The sequence below is a fragment of the Streptomyces sp. NPDC001415 genome (assembly GCF_053597395.1).
Genome location: NZ_JBSFIE010000039.1, coordinates 51,331 through 69,515 on the forward strand (window position 1 = coordinate 51,331; position 18,185 = coordinate 69,515).

15 protein-coding genes are annotated in these 18,185 nt (G+C 71.0%); 8 read left to right on the plus strand and 7 right to left on the minus strand.

Annotation, left to right across the window (positions count from 1 at the left end):
* The first annotated feature begins 59 nt into the window (after nt 1–59).
* On the plus strand, nt 60–581 hold the full coding sequence (locus tag ACWC2B_RS32950) for an ATP-binding protein (RefSeq protein WP_450723116.1): 522 nt from the start codon (nt 60–62) through the stop codon (nt 579–581).
* A gap of 257 nt (nt 582–838) precedes the next feature.
* Here the strand turns inward: ACWC2B_RS32950 and ACWC2B_RS32955 are convergent, their stop codons facing one another.
* A complete protein-coding gene (locus ACWC2B_RS32955) occupies nt 839–1,765 on the minus strand; it encodes a cyclase family protein (RefSeq protein ID WP_450723118.1) in 927 nt (308 codons plus the stop codon).
* Between the two features lie 87 nt (nt 1,766–1,852).
* On the opposite strand from ACWC2B_RS32955, the gene ACWC2B_RS32960 reads away from it, so the two are divergent.
* The 3 genes from ACWC2B_RS32960 (at nt 1,853) to ACWC2B_RS32970 (ending at nt 5,217) form a co-directional block, all read left to right on the plus strand.
* Nucleotides 1,853–2,764 (plus strand): SDR family oxidoreductase, encoded by a 912-nt coding sequence (locus ACWC2B_RS32960; protein ID WP_450723120.1) that lies wholly within the window; start codon nt 1,853–1,855, stop codon nt 2,762–2,764.
* 240 nt (nt 2,765–3,004) lie between these two features.
* Nucleotides 3,005–4,144: an acyl-CoA dehydrogenase family protein gene (locus tag ACWC2B_RS32965; protein WP_450723122.1), complete on the plus strand. Its 1,140-nt coding sequence runs from the start codon at nt 3,005–3,007 to the stop codon at nt 4,142–4,144.
* Nucleotides 4,141–5,217 carry a Zn-dependent alcohol dehydrogenase gene (locus ACWC2B_RS32970; RefSeq protein ID WP_450723124.1) on the plus strand — a complete coding sequence of 359 codons (1,077 nt, stop codon included), beginning with the start codon at nt 4,141–4,143 and terminating at the stop codon, nt 5,215–5,217. Before ACWC2B_RS32965 ends, ACWC2B_RS32970 begins: the two co-directional genes overlap by 4 nt.
* A gap of 75 nt (nt 5,218–5,292) precedes the next feature.
* Here the strand turns inward: ACWC2B_RS32970 and ACWC2B_RS32975 are convergent, their stop codons facing one another.
* The gene (locus ACWC2B_RS32975; RefSeq protein ID WP_450723126.1) at nt 5,293–6,351 is read right to left on the minus strand and encodes a GlxA family transcriptional regulator; all 1,059 of its coding nucleotides are present in this window, start codon (nt 6,349–6,351) and stop codon (nt 5,293–5,295) included.
* A gap of 147 nt (nt 6,352–6,498) precedes the next feature.
* Between ACWC2B_RS32975 and ACWC2B_RS32980 the strand changes: the two genes are divergently transcribed.
* Nucleotides 6,499–7,806, plus strand: coding sequence for an MFS transporter (locus ACWC2B_RS32980; protein WP_450723128.1), 1,308 nt, complete (start codon nt 6,499–6,501; stop codon nt 7,804–7,806).
* A gap of 148 nt (nt 7,807–7,954) precedes the next feature.
* A complete protein-coding gene (locus tag ACWC2B_RS32985; RefSeq protein ID WP_450723130.1) occupies nt 7,955–8,674 on the plus strand; it encodes a hypothetical protein in 720 nt (239 codons plus the stop codon).
* 21 nt (nt 8,675–8,695) lie between these two features.
* On the opposite strand, the gene ACWC2B_RS32990 is transcribed toward ACWC2B_RS32985, so the two are convergent.
* The 4 genes from ACWC2B_RS32990 to ACWC2B_RS33005 form a co-directional block, all read right to left on the minus strand.
* Nucleotides 8,696–9,286 (minus strand): flavin reductase family protein, encoded by a 591-nt coding sequence (locus tag ACWC2B_RS32990; protein WP_450723152.1) that lies wholly within the window; start codon nt 9,284–9,286, stop codon nt 8,696–8,698.
* Nucleotides 9,287–9,365: 79 nt separating this feature from the next.
* A complete protein-coding gene (locus ACWC2B_RS32995; RefSeq protein ID WP_450723132.1) occupies nt 9,366–10,205 on the minus strand; it encodes an enoyl-CoA hydratase/isomerase family protein in 840 nt (279 codons plus the stop codon).
* Between the two features lie 66 nt (nt 10,206–10,271).
* The gene (locus tag ACWC2B_RS33000; RefSeq protein ID WP_450723134.1) at nt 10,272–12,497 is read right to left on the minus strand and encodes an acetate--CoA ligase family protein; all 2,226 of its coding nucleotides are present in this window, start codon (nt 12,495–12,497) and stop codon (nt 10,272–10,274) included.
* A gap of 2,048 nt (nt 12,498–14,545) precedes the next feature.
* Nucleotides 14,546–15,688 (minus strand): flavin-containing monooxygenase, encoded by a 1,143-nt coding sequence (locus ACWC2B_RS33005; RefSeq protein WP_450723136.1) that lies wholly within the window; start codon nt 15,686–15,688, stop codon nt 14,546–14,548.
* Nucleotides 15,689–15,934: 246 nt separating this feature from the next.
* Between ACWC2B_RS33005 and ACWC2B_RS33010 the strand changes: the two genes are divergently transcribed.
* On the plus strand, nt 15,935–16,387 hold the full coding sequence (locus ACWC2B_RS33010) for a DoxX family protein (protein ID WP_450723138.1): 453 nt from the start codon (nt 15,935–15,937) through the stop codon (nt 16,385–16,387).
* Entirely contained in the window at nt 16,384–16,824 is a 441-nt protein-coding gene (locus ACWC2B_RS33015) for a Zn-ribbon domain-containing OB-fold protein (RefSeq protein ID WP_450723140.1), read from the plus strand. The genes ACWC2B_RS33010 and ACWC2B_RS33015 overlap by 4 nt, the downstream gene beginning before the upstream one ends.
* A 32-nt stretch (nt 16,825–16,856) precedes the next feature.
* Here ACWC2B_RS33015 and ACWC2B_RS33020 read toward each other — a convergent pair.
* Nucleotides 16,857–18,185, minus strand: a 1,329-nt coding sequence (locus ACWC2B_RS33020; RefSeq protein ID WP_450723142.1) for an eCIS core domain-containing protein, incomplete at its 5' end; no start/stop codon positions are given.

Genomic DNA, 18,185 nt, shown 5'->3' on the forward strand with positions numbered 1-18,185 from the left:
CGATGGTGGTCCCTGTGAGGCGCGAGGCGATGTGTCCGCCGGTTCGGATGGTGTGAACGGTGCAGGTGCTTCAGGTGCAGTTGGAGGTCGGGCCGGATCCCGCCGAGGTGGGCCGGGCCCGGAAGTGGGCCCGCTCACGATTGGTGGGATGCGGGATAGGACTCGATGAGCCGTGCGCGGAGACGTTGATCCTGCTGATCTCGGAGCTCGTCACCAACGCCGTGGTGCACACGGGCTGTCCGGCGGTGCTGCGGATGCTGCTCGGCCCCGCCGAGGGCGGCACCGTCCGGGTCGAAGTGTTGGACACCAGCTGTCGTCCGCCCAAGCCGCGCCATGCGCAGGGCGACGACACCAACGGGCGCGGGCTCGAACTCGTCGACGGCCTCGCCGACCGCTGGGGCTGGCGGCCCGAGGGCATGGGCAAGTCGATCTGGTGCGAGGTGGACCGCGACGCGCCCGGGGCGCCCTGCGCACCGGAGCACTCGGGTCACTCGGGGCTCAAGGAGCATTCGGGGCGCACGGACGGGGCGTACGGGCACGGGGCATTTGAAGCCCCGTGCGCTGTCACAAATCCGGCATAAGTCGCGAAGTGTTCAGTAGGTGTTGACGCCTGGTGGCGGGCTGATCACTCTGGGATGAGCGATTCGTCGCGAGGGGACGCCGAGGACTCTGCACGGCCTCGGCGAGTGCGGGTCGTTGGCACGGCGTCAGCTCCATCAGGGCGAGGCTCCTCTCAGGGCACGCGAGGGGCAGAGCCGGTACGCCGATGCCGGGGTGGCGGCGACGGTGCCGCGCTCGGGGCGCGCACGCGGCGCCGCCACCCGTGGATCCAGTGGATCTACAGGATCGCCACCGGGGCGACGGGGGTTCCGGTCGCCCCCACGAAGGGTTCCGGCATGGCGCTCAGCAGGAACGCGTACCGGGACGCCTCGGCGCAGGCGATCGACAGGGCCTCCAGATTCCAGTTCTGGCCCTGGAGCATCCCCATCTCGACGAGGTCCAGGGCGTGTACGGGCAGCCACAGGTCCTCGATCTCCGGTGGAAAGATCTCGAAGGTGAGCGTGTCGTTGGCGACGGCGGCGACGTCCCGCGCGTGGAACCACTCGGGCGTACGCACGGAGAGCCCCGGCGACGGATAGCCATAGCCGTGCTTGTCCCCGGCCAGGTACACCTGCATCTGTCCGGTGCGTACGAGGACGATGTCCCCCGCGCGCACGGTGACCCCGGCGAACTCCTCGGCCTCGGACAGGTCTTCGGGGGTGACCGCGTGGTCCCCGGGGAGGCGGTCGAGGCCCTTGGCGCGAGCCACGTCGAGCAGCACCCCGCGCGAGACGATGTGGCCGGGCTTGTCGATGCCGCTGAACTCGGCGCCGCCGTGCGGGGTGATGGTGGCGGCGGGCCGGCCGTTGTAGATCTTCCCCGAGTGCGAGACGTGGGTCAGGGCGTCCCAGTGCGTGGCGGCCTGGAGCCCGAAGGTCACCGCGTCGTCGCTGCACGCGACGGTGCCGGGGCCGAAGATCTCCTGGTTGATCTGGACCATGGTGTGCAGCGGGTTGACCCGCCCGGGGATCACGCCGGTCTGGACGCCGTCCTGCTGGAGGGGGAGGGCGAGGGGGATGCGGCGGCCGGAGCGGATGTGGGCGGCTGCCTGCCGGACGGTCTCGTCGGTGATGTGATGGAGCGTCCCGATTTCGTCGTCAGGCCCCCAACGACCCCAGTTGTTCACGCGTTTGGCGATTTCATGGAACTCGGGCGGCAGTGACATACGCGTCCCTCCCGGGGGCTTGTGGTGAAGCATCTGACGGGTCATAAAATCTAACGGTCCGTCAGAAACCGCGGGAAGGGGCCGGACGTGGGGAACTTCTTGGCAGGCAAGGTCATCGCCGTGACGGGGGCCGGCCGGGGCATCGGCCGCGCCGTCGCGCTCGCCGCGGCCGCCGAGGGAGCAAGGGTCGTCGTCAACGACTACGGCGTCTCGATCGAGGGCGCCGAACCCAGCAGCGAGATCGCCGACGCGGTCGTGAAGGAGATCGTCGCGGCGGGCGGCGAGGCGGTGGCGGTCGCCGACGACATCTCGACGATGGCGGGCGGCCAGCGCATCGTGGACACGGCCCTCGCCAGGTACGGGCGGATCGACGGAGTGGTGTGCGTCGCGGGCATCCTGCGCGAACGCATGCTGTTCAACATGTCCGAGGAGGAGTGGGACCCGGTGGTCGCCACGCACCTCAAGGGCACGTTCACGGTGTTCCGGGCGGCGTCGGCGGTCATGCGCAAGCAGGGCTCGGGCACGCTGATCGGCTTCACCAGCGGAAACCACCAGGGGAGCGTGGCGCAGGCCAACTACAGCGCGGCGAAGGGGGGGATCATCTCGCTGGTGCGGAGCGCCGCCCTTGGTTTGCACAAGTACGGGGTAACTGCCAACGCTGTTGCGCCTGTTGCCCGTACGAGGATGTCGGCGAACGTCCCCATGGAGCTGAAGGAGATCGGCTCGCCGGAGGATGTGGCGGCGCTGGTGGTGTACCTGCTGTCCGAGCGGGCCCGGGAGGAAGGGATCACCGGCCAGGTGTACACGGTCGCGGGCCCCAAGATCGCGGTGTGGGCGCAGCCGCGGGAGCTCCGCGCGGGGTACGCGGAGGGGGCCTGGACCCCTGAACGGATCGCGGACTTCCTGCCGGGGACGGTGGGGGTGGACCCCATGCCGATGCTGGCGCGGCTGGAGGAGATGGCGAGGGCGGCGGCGGGGTCGGAGCGGCCGAATGTGTAGCGGCTCCGGCGGGGTTGGGGTTGCCGAGTTCCCCGGAATGCCTGGGGCTCCGCCCCAGACCCCGGGGCGCTGGCCCACCCGCCCACCTGTTGCGCGGAGTCGGACACCTCGGCCCTCCTGGGGCGGAGCCCCAGCGCACCCGCCCCAGCCGCACCCACCCCCCGGAGCCGCGCGGCGCAGCCGCAGGGTGTCACAGCCGAAGGGGCGGGGTGGGGGGAACTCTCTGACACAGGAGGCGCCATGGACTTCCGCACCACCCCCGAGGACGACGCGTTCCGCGAGGACGCAAGGGTCTGGCTCACCACGCACCTGGCCCGCAAACCTCCCGACTGGGAAAGAGAGTTGGGCCGAGGCGGATGGATCGGCATCGGCTGGCCGGACGCCACGTACGGCAACCGCACAGCCACCCTCACCCAGCAGGTCGTCTGGGCCGAGGAGTACGCCCGCGCCGCCGCCCCCACCCGTACCGGTCACATCGGCGAGAACCTCCTCGCCCCGACCCTTCTCGCCCACGGCACCCCCGAACAGAAGGACCACTTCCTGCCGCCCATCGCCCGCGGCGAGGAGCTCTGGTGCCAGGGCTACAGCGAACCCGGCGCCGGCTCCGACCTCGCCGGCATCCGCACCGTCGCCCGCCGCGAAGGCGACTCGTACCGCATCACCGGCCAGAAGATCTGGACGTCGCTGGCCCACGAGGCCGACTGGTGCTTCGTGCTCGCTCGCACCGAGGAGGGCTCGCGGCGCCACCACGGGCTCTCGTTCCTCCTCGTACCGATGGATCAGCCGGGAAGGGTGGAGGTCCGGCCGATTCGGCAGATGACCGGGACGAGTGAGTTCAACGAAGTGTTCTTCGACGGGGCCGAGGCTCGCGCCGAGCACCTCGTGGGCGGTGAGGGGAACGGCTGGCGCGTCGCCATGAGCCTGCTCGCTCTGGAGCGGGGAGTGTCCACTCTGGCTCAACAGGTCGGTTTCGCGGGCGAGTTGGAGCGTGTCATCGCCCTCGCCGTCGAAAGCTCCGCCGCCACCGACCCCGCCCTCCGTCAGCAGCTCGCCGAACAGTGGGCCGAGCTGCAGGTCATGCGGTGGAACGCGCTCCGCACCCTGGGGAGTTCCGGCGACCCCGGCGCCCCCAGCGTGGCCAAGCTGCTGTGGGGTGGGTGGCATCGGCGGCTCGGGGAGTTGGCGATGGCGGTGCGGGGGGCGGCAGGCACCGTAGGGCCGGCGGACTGGAGTGAGTCGAGCCCGTACGAACTCGATCCGCTCCAGCACCTGTTCCTGTTCACCAGGGCCGACACGATCTACGGCGGCTCGGACGAGATTCAGCGCACCATCATCGCCGAGCGGGTGCTCGGCCTGCCGAGGGAGGTCCGTGTTCCATGACAGGCGTTCGAGGGGTTCGGGGGGTTCGAGGTGTCCTTTTTGACGGGACGCGGAGCCACGTCGTCGACGATCTGGAGGTACGGGACCCGGAGGCCGGGGAGGTGCTCGTGGCCGTCGCGGCGGCCGGGCTCTGCCACTCGGACCTGTCCGTCATCGACGGGACGATCCCCTTCCCGGTGCCGGTGGTGCTCGGTCATGAGGGCGCGGGCGTGGTGGAGGCGGTGGGCGCGGGGGTCGGCCATGTGGCGCCGGGGGACCACGTCGCGCTGTCCACGCTCGCCAACTGCGGGGCGTGCCCGGAGTGCGACCGCGGTCGGCCGACGATGTGCCGCAAGGCGATCGGCATGCCGGGCCGCCCGTTCTCGCGGGACGGGTCCCCGCTGTACCAGTTCGCCTCGAACTCGGCGTTCGCGGAACGCACCCTGGTCAAGGCCGTACAGGCGGTGAAGATCCCCAAGGATGTGCCGCTGACGTCGGCGGCGCTGATCGGCTGCGGGGTCCTGACGGGCGTGGGCGCCGTCCTCAACCGGGCCAGGGTGGACATCGGCGACACCGTCGTGGTCATCGGCACCGGGGGGATCGGCCTCAACGTCATCCAGGGTGCGCGCATCGCGGGCGCCTCGGTGATCGTCGCCGTCGACAACAACCCGGCGAAGGAGACACTGGCCCGCCGGTTCGGGGCGACCCACTTCCTCGCCTCGGTGGACGGCGTCCGCGACATCCTCCCCGGCGGCGCCGACCACGCCTTCGAATGCGTGGGCCACCCCGCCCTGGTCCGCGCGGCCGTCGACCTCCTGGACCGCCACGGCCAGGCCGTCCTCCTCGGCATGACCGCCCCCACGGTGGAGGCGTCCTTCCTGCCCGCCGCCCTGTTCCTCGACAAGTCCATCCTGGGCTGCCGCTACGGAAGCTCCCGCCCCCAGCGCGACATCCCCCGCTACGCCGACCTCTACCTCAAGGGAGCCCTCCTCCTCGACGAACTCGTCACCAAGACGTACCCGGTCGAGGACTTCGCGAAGGCGGCGGACGACCTGCACCACGGACGGGTGGCTCGGGGGGTGCTCACCTTCTGAGTAAGGGGCTCTGAGCAAGGGGCTCTGAGCAAGGGACTCTGAGCAGGGGGCTCCGAGCAGGGGGCTCGCTGGGCCTCAGGGCCTGTGTCCGAACCCGGACCGGCCCCCGGGCGCCCGGCCCGCCGTCCCCGACCGGACCCGGGGCTTCTGGGCCGTCCCCGACCGGAACGTGCGCCGGTAGACCGTCGGCGGGACGCCCAGCGCCGCCTGAAGGTGCTGGCGAAGCGACGTCGCCGTGCCGAATCCCGCCGCGCGGGCTATCGCGTCCACCGACAGATCGGTGGATTCGAGCAGGTGGCGGGCATGTTCCACGCGTTGTTGCGTGAGCCACCGGCCGGGGCTCAGGCCCACCTCCTCGCGGAAACGGCGGGTGAAGGTGCGGACCGACATCGACTCCCGTTCGGCCAGGTCGCGCAGTTGGATCGGCTCGTGCAGCCGGCCGAGCGCCCAGGCCCGCGCGGCCGCCGTAGTCGCCAACCGCGTTTCTGGAACCGGCCGTTGGATGAACTGGGACTGCCCGCCCGGCCGGTGCGGGGGTACGACCGTGCGCCGGGCCACGTCGTTGGCGACCGCCGAGCCGTGGTCGCGCCGCACGATGTGCAGGCACAGGTCGATACCGGCGGCCACCCCCGCCGAGGTCAGCACGTCGCCGTCGTCGATGAACAGGACCTCCGGGTCCACGTCCACGGCGGGGAAGACCTGCTGGAAGTGCTCGGCGGAGGCCCAGTGCGTGGCGGCCGGGCGGCCGTCGAGATAGCCGGCCGCCGCCAGGACGTAGCCGCCGGTGCAGATCGACACCATGCGCGTACCGGGACGTACGAGGGCGAGGGCCGCCGCCAGTTCGGGGGTGAGCACGCCCTCCTCGAAGACCGGGCCGAGCTCGTACGAGGCCGGGATCACCACCGTGTCGGCGGTGGCCAGCGCCTGCGGGCCGTTCTCGACGAGGATCGAGAAGTCCGCGTCGGTACGGACCGGGCCCGGCGGGCGGATCGAGCAGGTCACCACCTCGTACAGCGGTCCCCGCTCCGGGTCCGCCGCACGGCCGAAGATCCGCTGCGGGATGCCGAGTTCGAAGGGGAGCAGGCCGTCCAGGGCCAGCACCACGACCCGGTGCCGTACGGGATGACGACTCATGTGCCGCTCGCTCTCGACGTGCGCGGACCTCGCTGAACCAAGCGAATCACCGTGGCCCGACCCCTGGCCCGGCCTTGGCCCGATCCCTGCGAAGCATGGCCATCGGGCCACTCGTACCGTACGGAGCGTACCGCGAAGCTGTGTGACGTGACCCAGACAACCGACAGCCCCCACGTCGCGCCCACGCAGCCGAGGAAGGCCGAGCCCAGGATCCACCGCGCGTGGTTCGTCGCGGCCGTCGCCTTCGTCACGATCATCGGCGCGGCGGCCTTCCGCTCGCTGCCCGGACTGCTCATCGACCCGTTGCACGGCGAGTTCCACTGGTCACGCGGCACGATCGGCGCCGCCGTCTCCGTGAACCTCGCGCTCTACGGCCTGACCGCGCCCTTCGCCGCCGCCCTGATGGACCGCTTCGGCATCCGCAAGGTCGTCGCGGTCGCCCTGACCGTGATCGCGGTCGGCTCGGGACTCACCGTCTTCATGCACCACTCCTGGCAACTCATCTTGTACTGGGGCCTGTTGGTGGGTCTGGGCAGCGGATCGATGGCGCTCGCATTCGCCGCGACCGTCACCAACCGCTGGTTCACCGAGCGCCGCGGCCTGGTCACCGGCATCCTGACCGCCGCCTCCGCCTCCGGACAGCTGATCTTCCTGCCGCTGCTCTCCTGGATGGTGGAGGCCCACGGCTGGCGCCCGGCCGCCATCACCGTGACCCTGGCCGCGCTCGCCGTCGTCCCGTTCGTGTGGCTGCTCCTGCGCGACCACCCGGCGGACGTGGGCCTCGCGCCGTACGGGGCGAGTGCGTACGTTCCGAAGCCCGCCCCCGTCACGGGCGCGGCCCGCCGCACCCTCACGGTGCTCGTGAAGGCCGCCCGCACCGGACCGTTCTGGCTGCTCGCGGGCACCTTCGCGATCTGCGGCGCCTCCACCAACGGCCTGGTCCAGACGCACTTCGTACCGGCCGCCCACGACCACGGCATGCCGGTCACCGCGGCCGCGGGACTGCTCGCCGTCATCGGTGTCTTCGACGTCGCCGGCACGATCTTCTCCGGCTGGCTCACCGACCGCTTCGAGTCGCGCCGCCTGCTGGCCACGTACTACGCGCTGCGAGGCATCTCGCTCCTGTTCCTGCCGATGCTGCTCGCGCCCGCCGTCCACCCTCCGATGGTCTTCTTCATCGTCTTCTACGGGCTCGACTGGGTGGCCACCGTGCCGCCGACCATCGCCCTGTGCCGCCAGCACTACGGCGAGGACAGCGCGATCGTCTTCGGCTGGGTCCTCGCCTCCCACCAGGTCGGCGCGGCCGTCATCGCCTTCCTGGGCGGGGTGGCCCGCGACGTCTTCGGCAGCTACGACGTCGTCTGGTACGCCTCGGGCGCGCTGTGCGCGGCGGCCGCACTGATGGCCCTGGTCATCCGCCGCCGGGGCCCGGGCGCGGAACCGCTCGCGGTGTGATCCCCTCTTCCTGTACGAGAACGCTCGTGCGGGAATGTCCGTACAGGAACGGACGCACGGGCACGGCCGTACGGGAACGTACATGCCGGGGAGCTGCGTTGTTCCTCTACGGAGGAACCAAGGGGGGAACGCGATGAGACCGAGCACCATGAGACCGAGCACCATGCGGGGCGCCGTGCTGGCCGCGGCCCTGTTGTGCGCCGCCGTGACCGCCTGCGAAAAGGCCCACCCGGGCGACCCGACGGCCGTCGCCCCGGCCAAGCCGGCCGCCGCGTCGGCGAATCCCTGCGCGGAGGACGGGACCACGGAGGACGGGCCTTCTGCTGGAGCCGGTCCGGCGACGGAAGAGGAACCTTCCACTGGCGCGGGCCCGGCGACGGAGGACGAGGCGGGGACGCCGGGGCCGCCCACGGACGAGGACACGGGGAACCCGGGCCCTCCGACCGACCAGGACACCGGAAACCCCGGCCCGCCCACGGACGGAGACGGCGGCGCGGGCACGCCCGGCCCGCCCACCGACGCAGACCCCGGCACTCCCGGTCTGCCCACCGACGGCACCGCGAAGCCCTGTCTCCCGGCCGGCTGGTTCGACATGACGCGGGAGTTCGTCGACTACTACTCCCAGCACCTCACCAAGGCCGACGACGGGATGTGGCCGTCGGTGGTGGCGGTACGGATCCGCAAGCAGGGCGCGGCGGAGGAGGCCGTGGTGACGATCAACTTCAATCCCGCGCCGGGTGTCGCCGACCGGGAGGGGCGCAGGATGGCCGAGGTCTTCGCCGACTGGCGCCACGCGGCGTACAACGACAAGGGCAAGCTGCGCGTGGAGACCCGGAGCGGGGGTCTCGTCACCGACGGGACCTGGTGAGCGGCGTCGCGGAGACCCGGCTCAGTCGCTGAAGCGGCCGAACCGTCCTCGGTGGAAGAGCAGGGGCGCGCCCTCGTCGGTGGCGCCCAGCGCCTCGACGCGGCCGACCACGATGAGATGGTCCCCGCCGGTGTGCACGTTCTGGATGCGGCAGTCGATCCACGCGGGTACGCCGTCGAGCCGGGGCGAGCCGGTCGCGGGCGCCGCGTCGAAGGCGACCCCGGCGAACTTGTCGGCCCCGCTGACCGCGAACCCCCGGCAGAGTGCGGACTGTTCGGCCCCGAGGACATTCACGCAGAAAACGCCGGCACGGGCGATGCGCGGCCACGTCGTGGACGTACGGGCCACCATGAAGGCCACCAGCGGCGGGTCGAGGGAGAGCGAGGCGAAGGACTGGCAGGCGAACCCGGTGGGCCCCGCGTCGTCCTCGGCGGTGATGACGGTGACCCCGCTCGCGAACTGCCCGAGCACGCGCCGGAATTCAGCGGGATCGACCGGCGCCCGCTCGTCGTCCCGTACGGCCCGGAGGTCCGGCCGGGGCAGGAACTCGACGGGCTCGGCGGCCGTGGCGGCGCCGACGGACCTGAGGTATCGGACGACGGTGGCCGCCATCCCTGCGTGTCCCATCACGCCAGCAATTGAACCTGACGGTACGTCAGATTGGAAGCCTCGGGGGCTGCCCTGAAATGGCTTACAAGCCCCGGTATTTGGGCGTGCGGCGCTCCACGAAGCTGGCCACTCCCTCGTTCGCGTCCTGGGTCGTCATGTTGATCTCCTGGGCCCAGGCCTCGGCGGCGAGGGCGGTGCTGCGGTCGGCGTCCAGGGAGGCGTTCACCAGGTGCTTGGTGAGGGCGAGCGCGCGGGTCGGCCCGGCGGCGAGGCGTTCGGCCCACTCCTTGGCGGTGGCGGCGAGTTCGGCGTCCGCGACCACGCGGTTGACCAAGCCCATGCGCTCGGCGTCGGCGGCTCGCAGCGCGTCCCCGAAGAACATCAGCTCCTTCGCGCGCTGCGGCCCCACCAGGCGCGGCAGCAGATAGGCGCCGCCTCCGTCCGGCACCAGGCCCCGGCGTACGAACACCTCGATGAACTTGGCCGATTCGGCTGCCAGGACCAGGTCGCAGGCGAGCGCGAGGTGGGCGCCGAGGCCGGCGGCGGTGCCGTTGACGGCCGCGATCACCGGTTTCTCGCAGTCGAGTACGGCGGTGATCAGGTGTTGGGCACCCCGGCGGATGGTGCGGGCGACGTCGCCCGCGACCCGCTCGCCGCCGGTCGCGGGGCCGGCTTCCTTCGCGGAGCTGGTTGCCGGAGCCGCGCGGAGGTCGGCGCCCGCGCAGAACCCCTTGCCGGTGGCGGTGATCACGACGGCCCGTACGGCCGGGTCGGCGGAGGCCGCGCCGAGGAGTGAGATGACCCGTTCGCGCTGGTCCCAGGTGACGGCGTTCATGGCGTCGGGCCGGTTGAGCGTGATCCACGAGACGCCGTTGTCAGTGGCGTGGAGTACCAATGAGTGCAGGGGATCGAGCGGGTCCATGCAGGGGCTCCAGAGGCGGGGGTGGGGAGATGGCGAGTGGGGAAGTGGCGAGTGGGGGGGAACGGCTCAGCGGCAGATGGCGAGGGCGTCGAGTGCGACCGCGCCCTGGCCGCGCGGGAGCACCATGATCGGGTTGATGTCCAACTCGGCGAGTTCGTCGCCGAGTTCGAGGGCCATGCGCTGGACGCGCAGAACGACCTCGACGAGCGCGTCCACGTCCAGCGGGGGCCCGCCGCGTACGCCTTCGAGGAGCGCCCGCCCCCGGAGCTCGCCGAGCATGTCCCGCGCCTGTTCCTCGCCGAACGGCGGGACGCGGACGGCCGAATCGCCGAGGACCTCCACCAGGACGCCGCCGAGCCCGACGGTCACGGTGGGCCCGAACAGCTCGTCGTGAGTGACGCCGACGACCATCTCGACGCCGCGCTCGACCATCTGGCAGACCAGGATGCCGTCGAGGTCGACACCCTCGTACCGGGCGATGTCGGTGAGCTCGCGATAGGCGTCCCGGATCTGGCTGGCGGAGGTCAACCCGACCTTGACCAGGCCGAGTTCGGTCTTGTGGGCGAGCCGGGCGCCGGAGGCCTTCATGACGACGGGGTAGCCGACGAGCCCTGCCGCGCGCACGGCGGCCGCCGCGCTGGTCACGAGCTGCTCGCGCGGCACCCGGATCCCGTACGCCCGCAGAAGCTGCTTCGCCGCGTGCTCGCTGAGCTGCTGGCCCGGGCGCATCAGGGCCTGCGCCTTGCGGAAGGAGGGAGAGGGCACGCGGGGCGCCTCGTCGAACGGGGATCGGTAGCCGGTGGTGAACCGGTGGTGCGAGAGGTACGCCCGTACGGCGCCGATGCAGTTGGCGAACGTACGGAACGTGGCGACCCGGTCCGAGCCGAGCAGCGTCTCGCGGTAGGCGGCCTCGGTGCCGAGCGGCGAGCCCCACACCACGCACACCAGCTTGTCCGTCTGTTCCGCCGCGTCCACCAGATCCTGCGCCAGCTTGTCGCTCATGGGCGGAAAGGGGCCGGTGATCGGACAGATCAGCACGCCCACGGAGGGGTCGGCGAGGATCGCGTCGATTATTTTGCGACCGCGCCAGTCGCCGACGGGATGCCCGCCGTTGTCCACCGGGTTCGCCACATTCAGGTACGAGGGTATCCACTCATGGAGCTGAGCCTGCTTGGCGGGGGAGAGGGCCGGCAGGTGGAGCCCGGCGGCGGTGGCGAGGTCGGAGAAGTGCGCGCCGGTGCCACCGGAGATCGAATAGACGACGACGCCGTCGGCGCGGGGTTTGCGCGCCCGGGCCAACAGGGCGGCGGTGTCCTGGAGTTGGTCGAGCCCGTCGACGCGGATGACGCCGTACTGGCGCATGGCGGCGTCCACGACGTCGTCGGCGCCGGTCAGCTTGCCGGTGTGTGAGGCGGCCATGCGCGCACCGGCCTCGGTGCGGCCGACCTTGACGGCCACCACGGGTACGCCGGCGCGCGCGGCGCGGTCGGCGGCGAGCAGGAAGGACCGCCCGTCCTTGAGCCCCTCGACGTAACAGGCGATGGCCCCGACCTCGGGCCGTTCGGCGAAGTAGGAGATGAAGTCGGCGGTTTCGAGGTCGGCCTCGTTGCCGGTGGGCGCCCAGTGGGAGAGCCGCACGCCGAGCTCTTGGAGGGTGAAGACGGGCCGCCCCTGGTGTCCGGACTGGGTGATCAGCGCGATGGCGGGCCCGTCGAGATCCTCCCGGAACCGCTCGAAGGCGTTCAGGTTGGTGTTGGGCCCGAGGAGGCGCAGCCCGGACCGTTTGACGGCGACGGCGAGGCGTTCCTGGGCGGCGGCGCCCTGCTCGCCCGTCTCGGCGAAGCCGGAGGCGAAGGCGACGGCGAACTTCACCTTGGCCTCGGCGAGTTCCTCGACGACGGGGAGCGGGTCGCCGACGAGGAGTACGGCGAGGTCGACCTGTTCGGGCAGCTCGGAGACGGAGGGGACGCAGGGCAGCCCGAAGACGGTGCCCCGGGTGGGGTGGACGGGGTGGATGCGGGCGCCGACTCGCTGGGCCCAGTCGATGAGCTGGCGGGTGATGCCGGTGTTGGGGCGGCCTTCGGCGTCGGAGGCCCCGACGACGGCGACGGACTCCGGCCGGAAGAACCGGTCCAGGTCCGGTACGTCGGCGTACAGGGGGCGGCCGCTGACATCCAGGTCGCCCTCGCCGGCGGCTCTGCCGTGGACGGCGCCGGGGCCGGGCTGCTCGCCGCAGGCGACCACCCGCGCGCGGAAGTCGGTCGTGAGGGTGCCGTGAGTCGATCCAAGCATCGTTCCGCCCGCTCCTGGTCGATGGCCAACATGACTGAGCCGTGCCGGTGGTAACTGACGCATAGTCAGATTACAGACCTGACGGTCAGTCAGGAACCGGTGTGCGGGCAAAGCCTCAACCCTGCGGGGCGCGCGGGGTCCAGCCCCGGCCCCGCCCGACCGTGCGCTGGACCTGCCCCGAGCCCCCGGTTCCCCAAACCCTGGTGGTCGTTTTTTGGCCGGGTTCCGGGTTCCGGGGGCCGGGGTCCCGGGGGGCGGGTCTCGGGTTTCCGGGTTTCTTGGGTCCCTAGGTCCCTGGGTCCCTGGTCCCTAGGAAAGGGGGCGCCTGGTTGCCAATGGCATCGCACCCGCACAAAGCACTGCACCCGTACGGGCTTGAGTGGGCCCGTACGGGTGCGGAAGGGGTGCAGACGTTATCCGGAGCAGTCCCAGCTTGTTACCGGCTGGAACGGAGAGTGTTGGCGGTTCTGGTTTGCCGCCCGCCCCGGCTCTCCTGCTAGCCGAGCAGGGCCTTCAGGAGGAAGCCCACGGCGTGAACAAGCCCGGCAACGACAACACCAAGGACGGTAAGAATCGGGAGCACGGTAATCCCCTTGCTGTGAAATGGCGTTTGGCGCCGACTCGGCGGCTCGTTTGAGCCACCCCTGTAACTGCCTGACCCATTAAATGGACACGCCTGGCTTCACCCACATGCGGAAGACGAAATGATTCCGCCGCCTCTTGGCGGGCGATACCCCATGCCGCCCGGGCGACCCCACCCCTGAGCAGTTGTGCGGTACGGCCGCTGGGCGGGGCTATGGCGAACGGGGGCAGCGCATCCGGCGTGCTATCTCTATCTGCGCCGCGTTATCTGTGCCGCGTTCTCTCGTGTGCGTCGTCCGTTGCGTCGCCGCTGTCACAGCAAGGGGTTGGCTGGACGCGGCCCACCTGTTGCTTCGGCCGCCGCGGGCCGCCGCGAATACGAAGCCAATTCGGCCAAGTTCATTGTTCGGGCCCGGGGCAACTCAACGACCAGCGGGCCGTTCAGACCGGGTCGCCGATCCTTCGGGGACGCTTCGGGGGTGTCCTTCTCCGCCATTCGGGAGCTTGAACAGGGTGACGGCGAGCAATAACGGGAAATCGGCACTTCCTCGGTGTAGCCGATGCGGATGCCCATGCCCATGCCCATGCCCATGCCCTATGCCATGCCTATGTCGCGACGGAGTACTACGCCGACGCATTCGCAAAGCTCGAACGGGTCAGGGAGGACAGGCAGTCCGGAATGGCTGTCGAATCAGTGGTGCCCGTGACATTCTCGGCAAGCTGGTGAAGAGGCGTCGGACTCTGGCCGTGGATATGCGCTTCATGGAAGGGGGATGCCATTCGCGCGGCCGAGTGGTCGTCCCCTGGGGCTCCGCCCCAGACCCCGTTGATCCCCCCACCCCGCCCCTTCCCGCTGTGACACTCTGCGGCTCCGCCGCGTGGCCTCCGGGGGTGGGAAGTGGGTGAAGCTGCGTCTCCTGGGGCTCTGCCCCAGACCCTGTATCGCGCCTAAGGGCGCTCGTCCTCGAACTCCCCCAAGGCCTTAAGGGCCAGGAGCTCCCATGACGAGCTGAAGATGCCTGCGCAGGCGGCACGCAAGAGGCCGACCCTGCTCAGGGACGCGCACTGCCAAGATCAGCCCCGCTAGGGGCGCGGGGAACTGCGCGAGCAACCACGCACGGTCCGCAGCCGAAAGCGGGTTGGGGGCGCGGGGAACTGCGCGAGCAACCACGCATGGTCCGCAGCCGAAAGCGGGTTTAGGGGCGCGGGGAACTGCGCGACCAGCCACGCACGGTCCGCAGGTGAAGGATCGCGCATCCGAGCCTCTCCGGCGTTTGAGGAGCGGGGGTCCGGGGGCGGAGCCCCCCGGGAGGGGGCGGGGGGGCCGGAGTCCCCGCACGGGTCGGGGGTGCGGCCCCGGGGCGGGGTCGGGGGTGCGGCCCCCAGGTCGCTCGGGCCGGTCAACCCCCGTCACGGGTGGGTGGGTGGGGACGCGGGGGCGGGGTCTGGGGCGGAGCCCCAGGGGGTTAACCGGCCAGGGATTTGGCGATTCGGGTCGCGTCGATCCCCAGCTCACGCAGCATCCCGCTGATGGGGTTCGTGAACCCCGTGAAGTGCAGGCCCGCAGCCCCCGGCACCGTACGCGCGCCGTGCGCAAGAGGGCGGCCCCGCGAGTCCAGGACATCGAGGTGCCCGACGAGGCCCGCGAGCCCTCGCCGGTACCCCGTCGCGCAGATCACCGCCTCCGGTGAGATACGGGAACCGTCCGCCAGGACGACCTTGCCGCCGTCGAAGGAGTCGACCGCCGGGACGGGTTCGACCCGCCCCCTGCGCACCGCGTCGATCAGCCCCACGTCCTGCACCGGGATCGCCCCCTCCCGCACCCGCGAGTACAGGCCCCGAGTCGGCCGGGGCAGCCCGTACGCGGAGAGGTCCGGCACGGAGAGCCGTTCGGTCACCGACGCCGCCCGGTCCACCAGGCGTACCGGAAGCCGGCGCACCAGGATGCCCGTGGCCTGCGCGGGCCACCCCGCCGTGGACCGGCGCAGGATGTGCGGCGGGGTCCGCACCGCGAGCCGCACCCGCCCGGCCCCGCCCTCCGCGAGGTCGGCCGCGATCTCCGCCCCGGTGTTGCCGGCCCCGACGACGAGGACGTCCTGCCCGGCGTAGGGGGCCGGATTGCGGTACTGGCTCGCGTGCACGAGCTCACCGCTGTACGTCTCGGCCCCGGCCCAGTCCGGAACGTACGGCGTGTGGTTGTACCCCGTGGCCACCACCACGGCCGACGTCGACAGCCGCCGCCCGCCCGTCGCGTACAGCACCCACCCCTCGCCCTCGGGCCCCCGCTCGATCCGCTCGACCTCGACCCCGGTGACGATCTCCAGCTCGTGGACGGCCGCGTACTTCTCCAGGTAGCGCACGACGTCGTCGCGGGACACCCACCGTCCGAACCGGCGCGGAATCCGCAGCCCGGGCAGCGAGGACAGGCGGCGCGTGGTGTGCAGGTGGAGCCGGTCGTAGTGGCGCCGCCAGGAGGCGGCCACGTCGTCGGACTTCTCCACTACGACGGCCCGTACGCCCCGCGCGCGCAGCGCGGCGGCGACGGCGAGCCCGCCGGGCCCGGCGCCGATCACGTAGACGGGGCTCTCGGCGTTGGTGGTATCGGCCATGAACGCTGAGCGTAACGGTGCGAATACTTGATGGGTCTCGGTCAAGACCGGAATCGGTTGCGATCTGATCACGCATGCGCACGCCGTGTGCGAGAAGCCCGAAGAAACCGCGCCAAGCCCCCACGTACAACCACCCCTTGTGTGCCCACCCGTGCACCCCCACCCCTTGCGCACGCGCCCCGCATCCGCTGAACTGACGTACCGTCAGAAATGCGGAGCGGAAGAGACCGGGAGGAGGGGCCCCGCGTGGACTCGATCTGGCTCAGCGGCGCCGAATGGCTGGCCGTCCTGCGCATCGGCCTCGGGCTGTGGTGGCTGGAGAGCTGGCGTCACAAGGACAAGAAGGGCTGGTTCGAGCGCGGTACCGGCATCGCCTGGGCGGCCGACGTCGCCGCCAAGCACAAGTGGAACGCCGTCCGCAGCGGCTTCGACGTCGTGGTCAAACCTCGGCCGAAAACCATGGCGTACGTCGTCGTCTACGCCGAACTGGCCCTGGGGCTGGGCCTGGTGAGCGGTTTCCTGACTCCGATCGCCCTCGTCGCCGGGGTCCTCCTCAACCTCCTCTACCTGGTCCTGATGATCCACGACTGGGCCGAGCAGGGCCAGAACGCGATGATGGCGCTCATCTCGCTCGTCGCCCTCGGTGCCATGTCGTGGCAGACCTGGTCCCTCGACGACGCGATGGGACTGTTCCGATGACCCCGTCGACGGCGAACGCCGCCACCGCCGACTCGGCCACCCCGGAAGTCGACGCCTTCACCCGTCCGTACTGGGACGCCGCCGCCGAAGGCCGGCTTCTCATCCGGCACTGCGCGGCCTGCGACCGCCCGCACCACTACCCGCGCGAGTTCTGCCCGTACTGCTGGAGCGAGGACGTGAGCTGGCGCCAGGCGAGTGGCCGGGCCACGCTCTACACCTGGTCCGTCGTGCACCGCAACGATCTGCCGCCGTTCGGCGACCGCGTCCCGTACGTCGCCGCCGTCGTCGACCTGGCCGAGGGCCCCCGGATGATGACCGAGGTCGTCGGGTGCCCGGAGGCGGACCTGCGGATCGGGATGGAGCTGTACGTGACGTTCCGGGCGGCCGGGAGCGAGGGTGGCGTGACGGTGCCGGTGTTCGGCACCAACACGGGCTGATTGCAAGGGACTTGGCCCTCCCGTGGCCTGCCCTACTTCTTCATCGGCTTGCGGGTCGGGTTGTACAGCTCCCTCGGGAGGAACGTGGACGTGGGCACCTTCTGGGCCACGCAGTACTCGGCGAGCGTCTGGCGCGGCCTCGCTCCCTTGCCCTCCTTCGGAGGGGCGGTCTCGCGCGTCAGGTACGGGATGTAGACGAACTCCCCCCGGGTCTGCGCCCCGGTCAGCGCCCTCCCGTAGTACTCGTACCCGCCACCGGTCGCGGCGGGCAGGAAGTCGTGGTACCTCCCCGCCCTGACGTCGGCGGCCAGGAGCTTGAAGAAGCTGTACCCGGTGATGTGCGCCCGGTCCAGGTGCTGGTCCGCGGCCAGTTCGTCCACCGTCATCCCGTTGTCGACCTCGGTCCACTTCGACGGGTCGAAATCGGCGACCTTCTGGTTCTTCGTGAGGGCCAGGATGCCCTTGAGGGTCTTGACGGTCTCGTCGTTCTCGATGCCGGGCTGCTTGAGACGGTCGCCCAGGCCGGTGAGCTCCGCGAACTGCTTGGTCTTGAGCGGCGAGAAGTACTTGCCGTCGGTGTCGATGTCGTCGCCGTTCGCCGACGGCTCCGCCCGGATCGACGTATTGGGGCCGACGAACTGATTGCCCGCCTGCCACTCGAAGAAGGAGTGGCGGATGTCCAGGAACGAGATGCCGTACTCGGTGTCGGTGTTCGGATTGTCCGTGCTGGCGAGCCGCTGCCGCAGGGCGCTGCGGTATTGAGGGGTGTTCTCGTTCTCCGGTACGGCCACCTTGAGGTTGGCCAGCATCTCCTTGCTGAGCTCCTTGGGAACCGAGGAGGTGAGCACCTCCAACTGCTCGGCGTCGCTCAGCCGGTTGAGGGCGCCCGTCAGCGTGGCATGCGCCACGATGTGGTGCGCGGTCGTCGTCCACCCGTCATGGTCGACGGCCTTGGCGTACGGGTTGTCCCCGCGCCGCTGCACGCTGGGCACCGCCGACGCCGGAGCGGCCACGGAACGCTGGGCGGCCACGGACCCGTCCGCCGTCACGGAACGCTGGGCGGTCACCGCCGCCTCCGGTACGGGCCCCGACATCACCCGGGTCGCGTTGGCCTCGGCTTCCCTCTCGAAGCGGTCGGACGGGTCGGAGACCTTGAGTCCCGAGCCGTTGTCGGTGCCGGCGACCGGGCCCTGGCGTTGCTGGATGACGTGGGTCAACTCGTGGGCCAGGGTGTGCTTGTCGGCGCCGCCGTCGCCGATGACGACATGGCTGCCCGAGGTGTACGCGCGGGCGCCCACCTCCGCCGCCGAGGCCTTGGCGGCGCTGTCGTTGTGGATGCGTACGTCCGAGAAGTCCGCGCC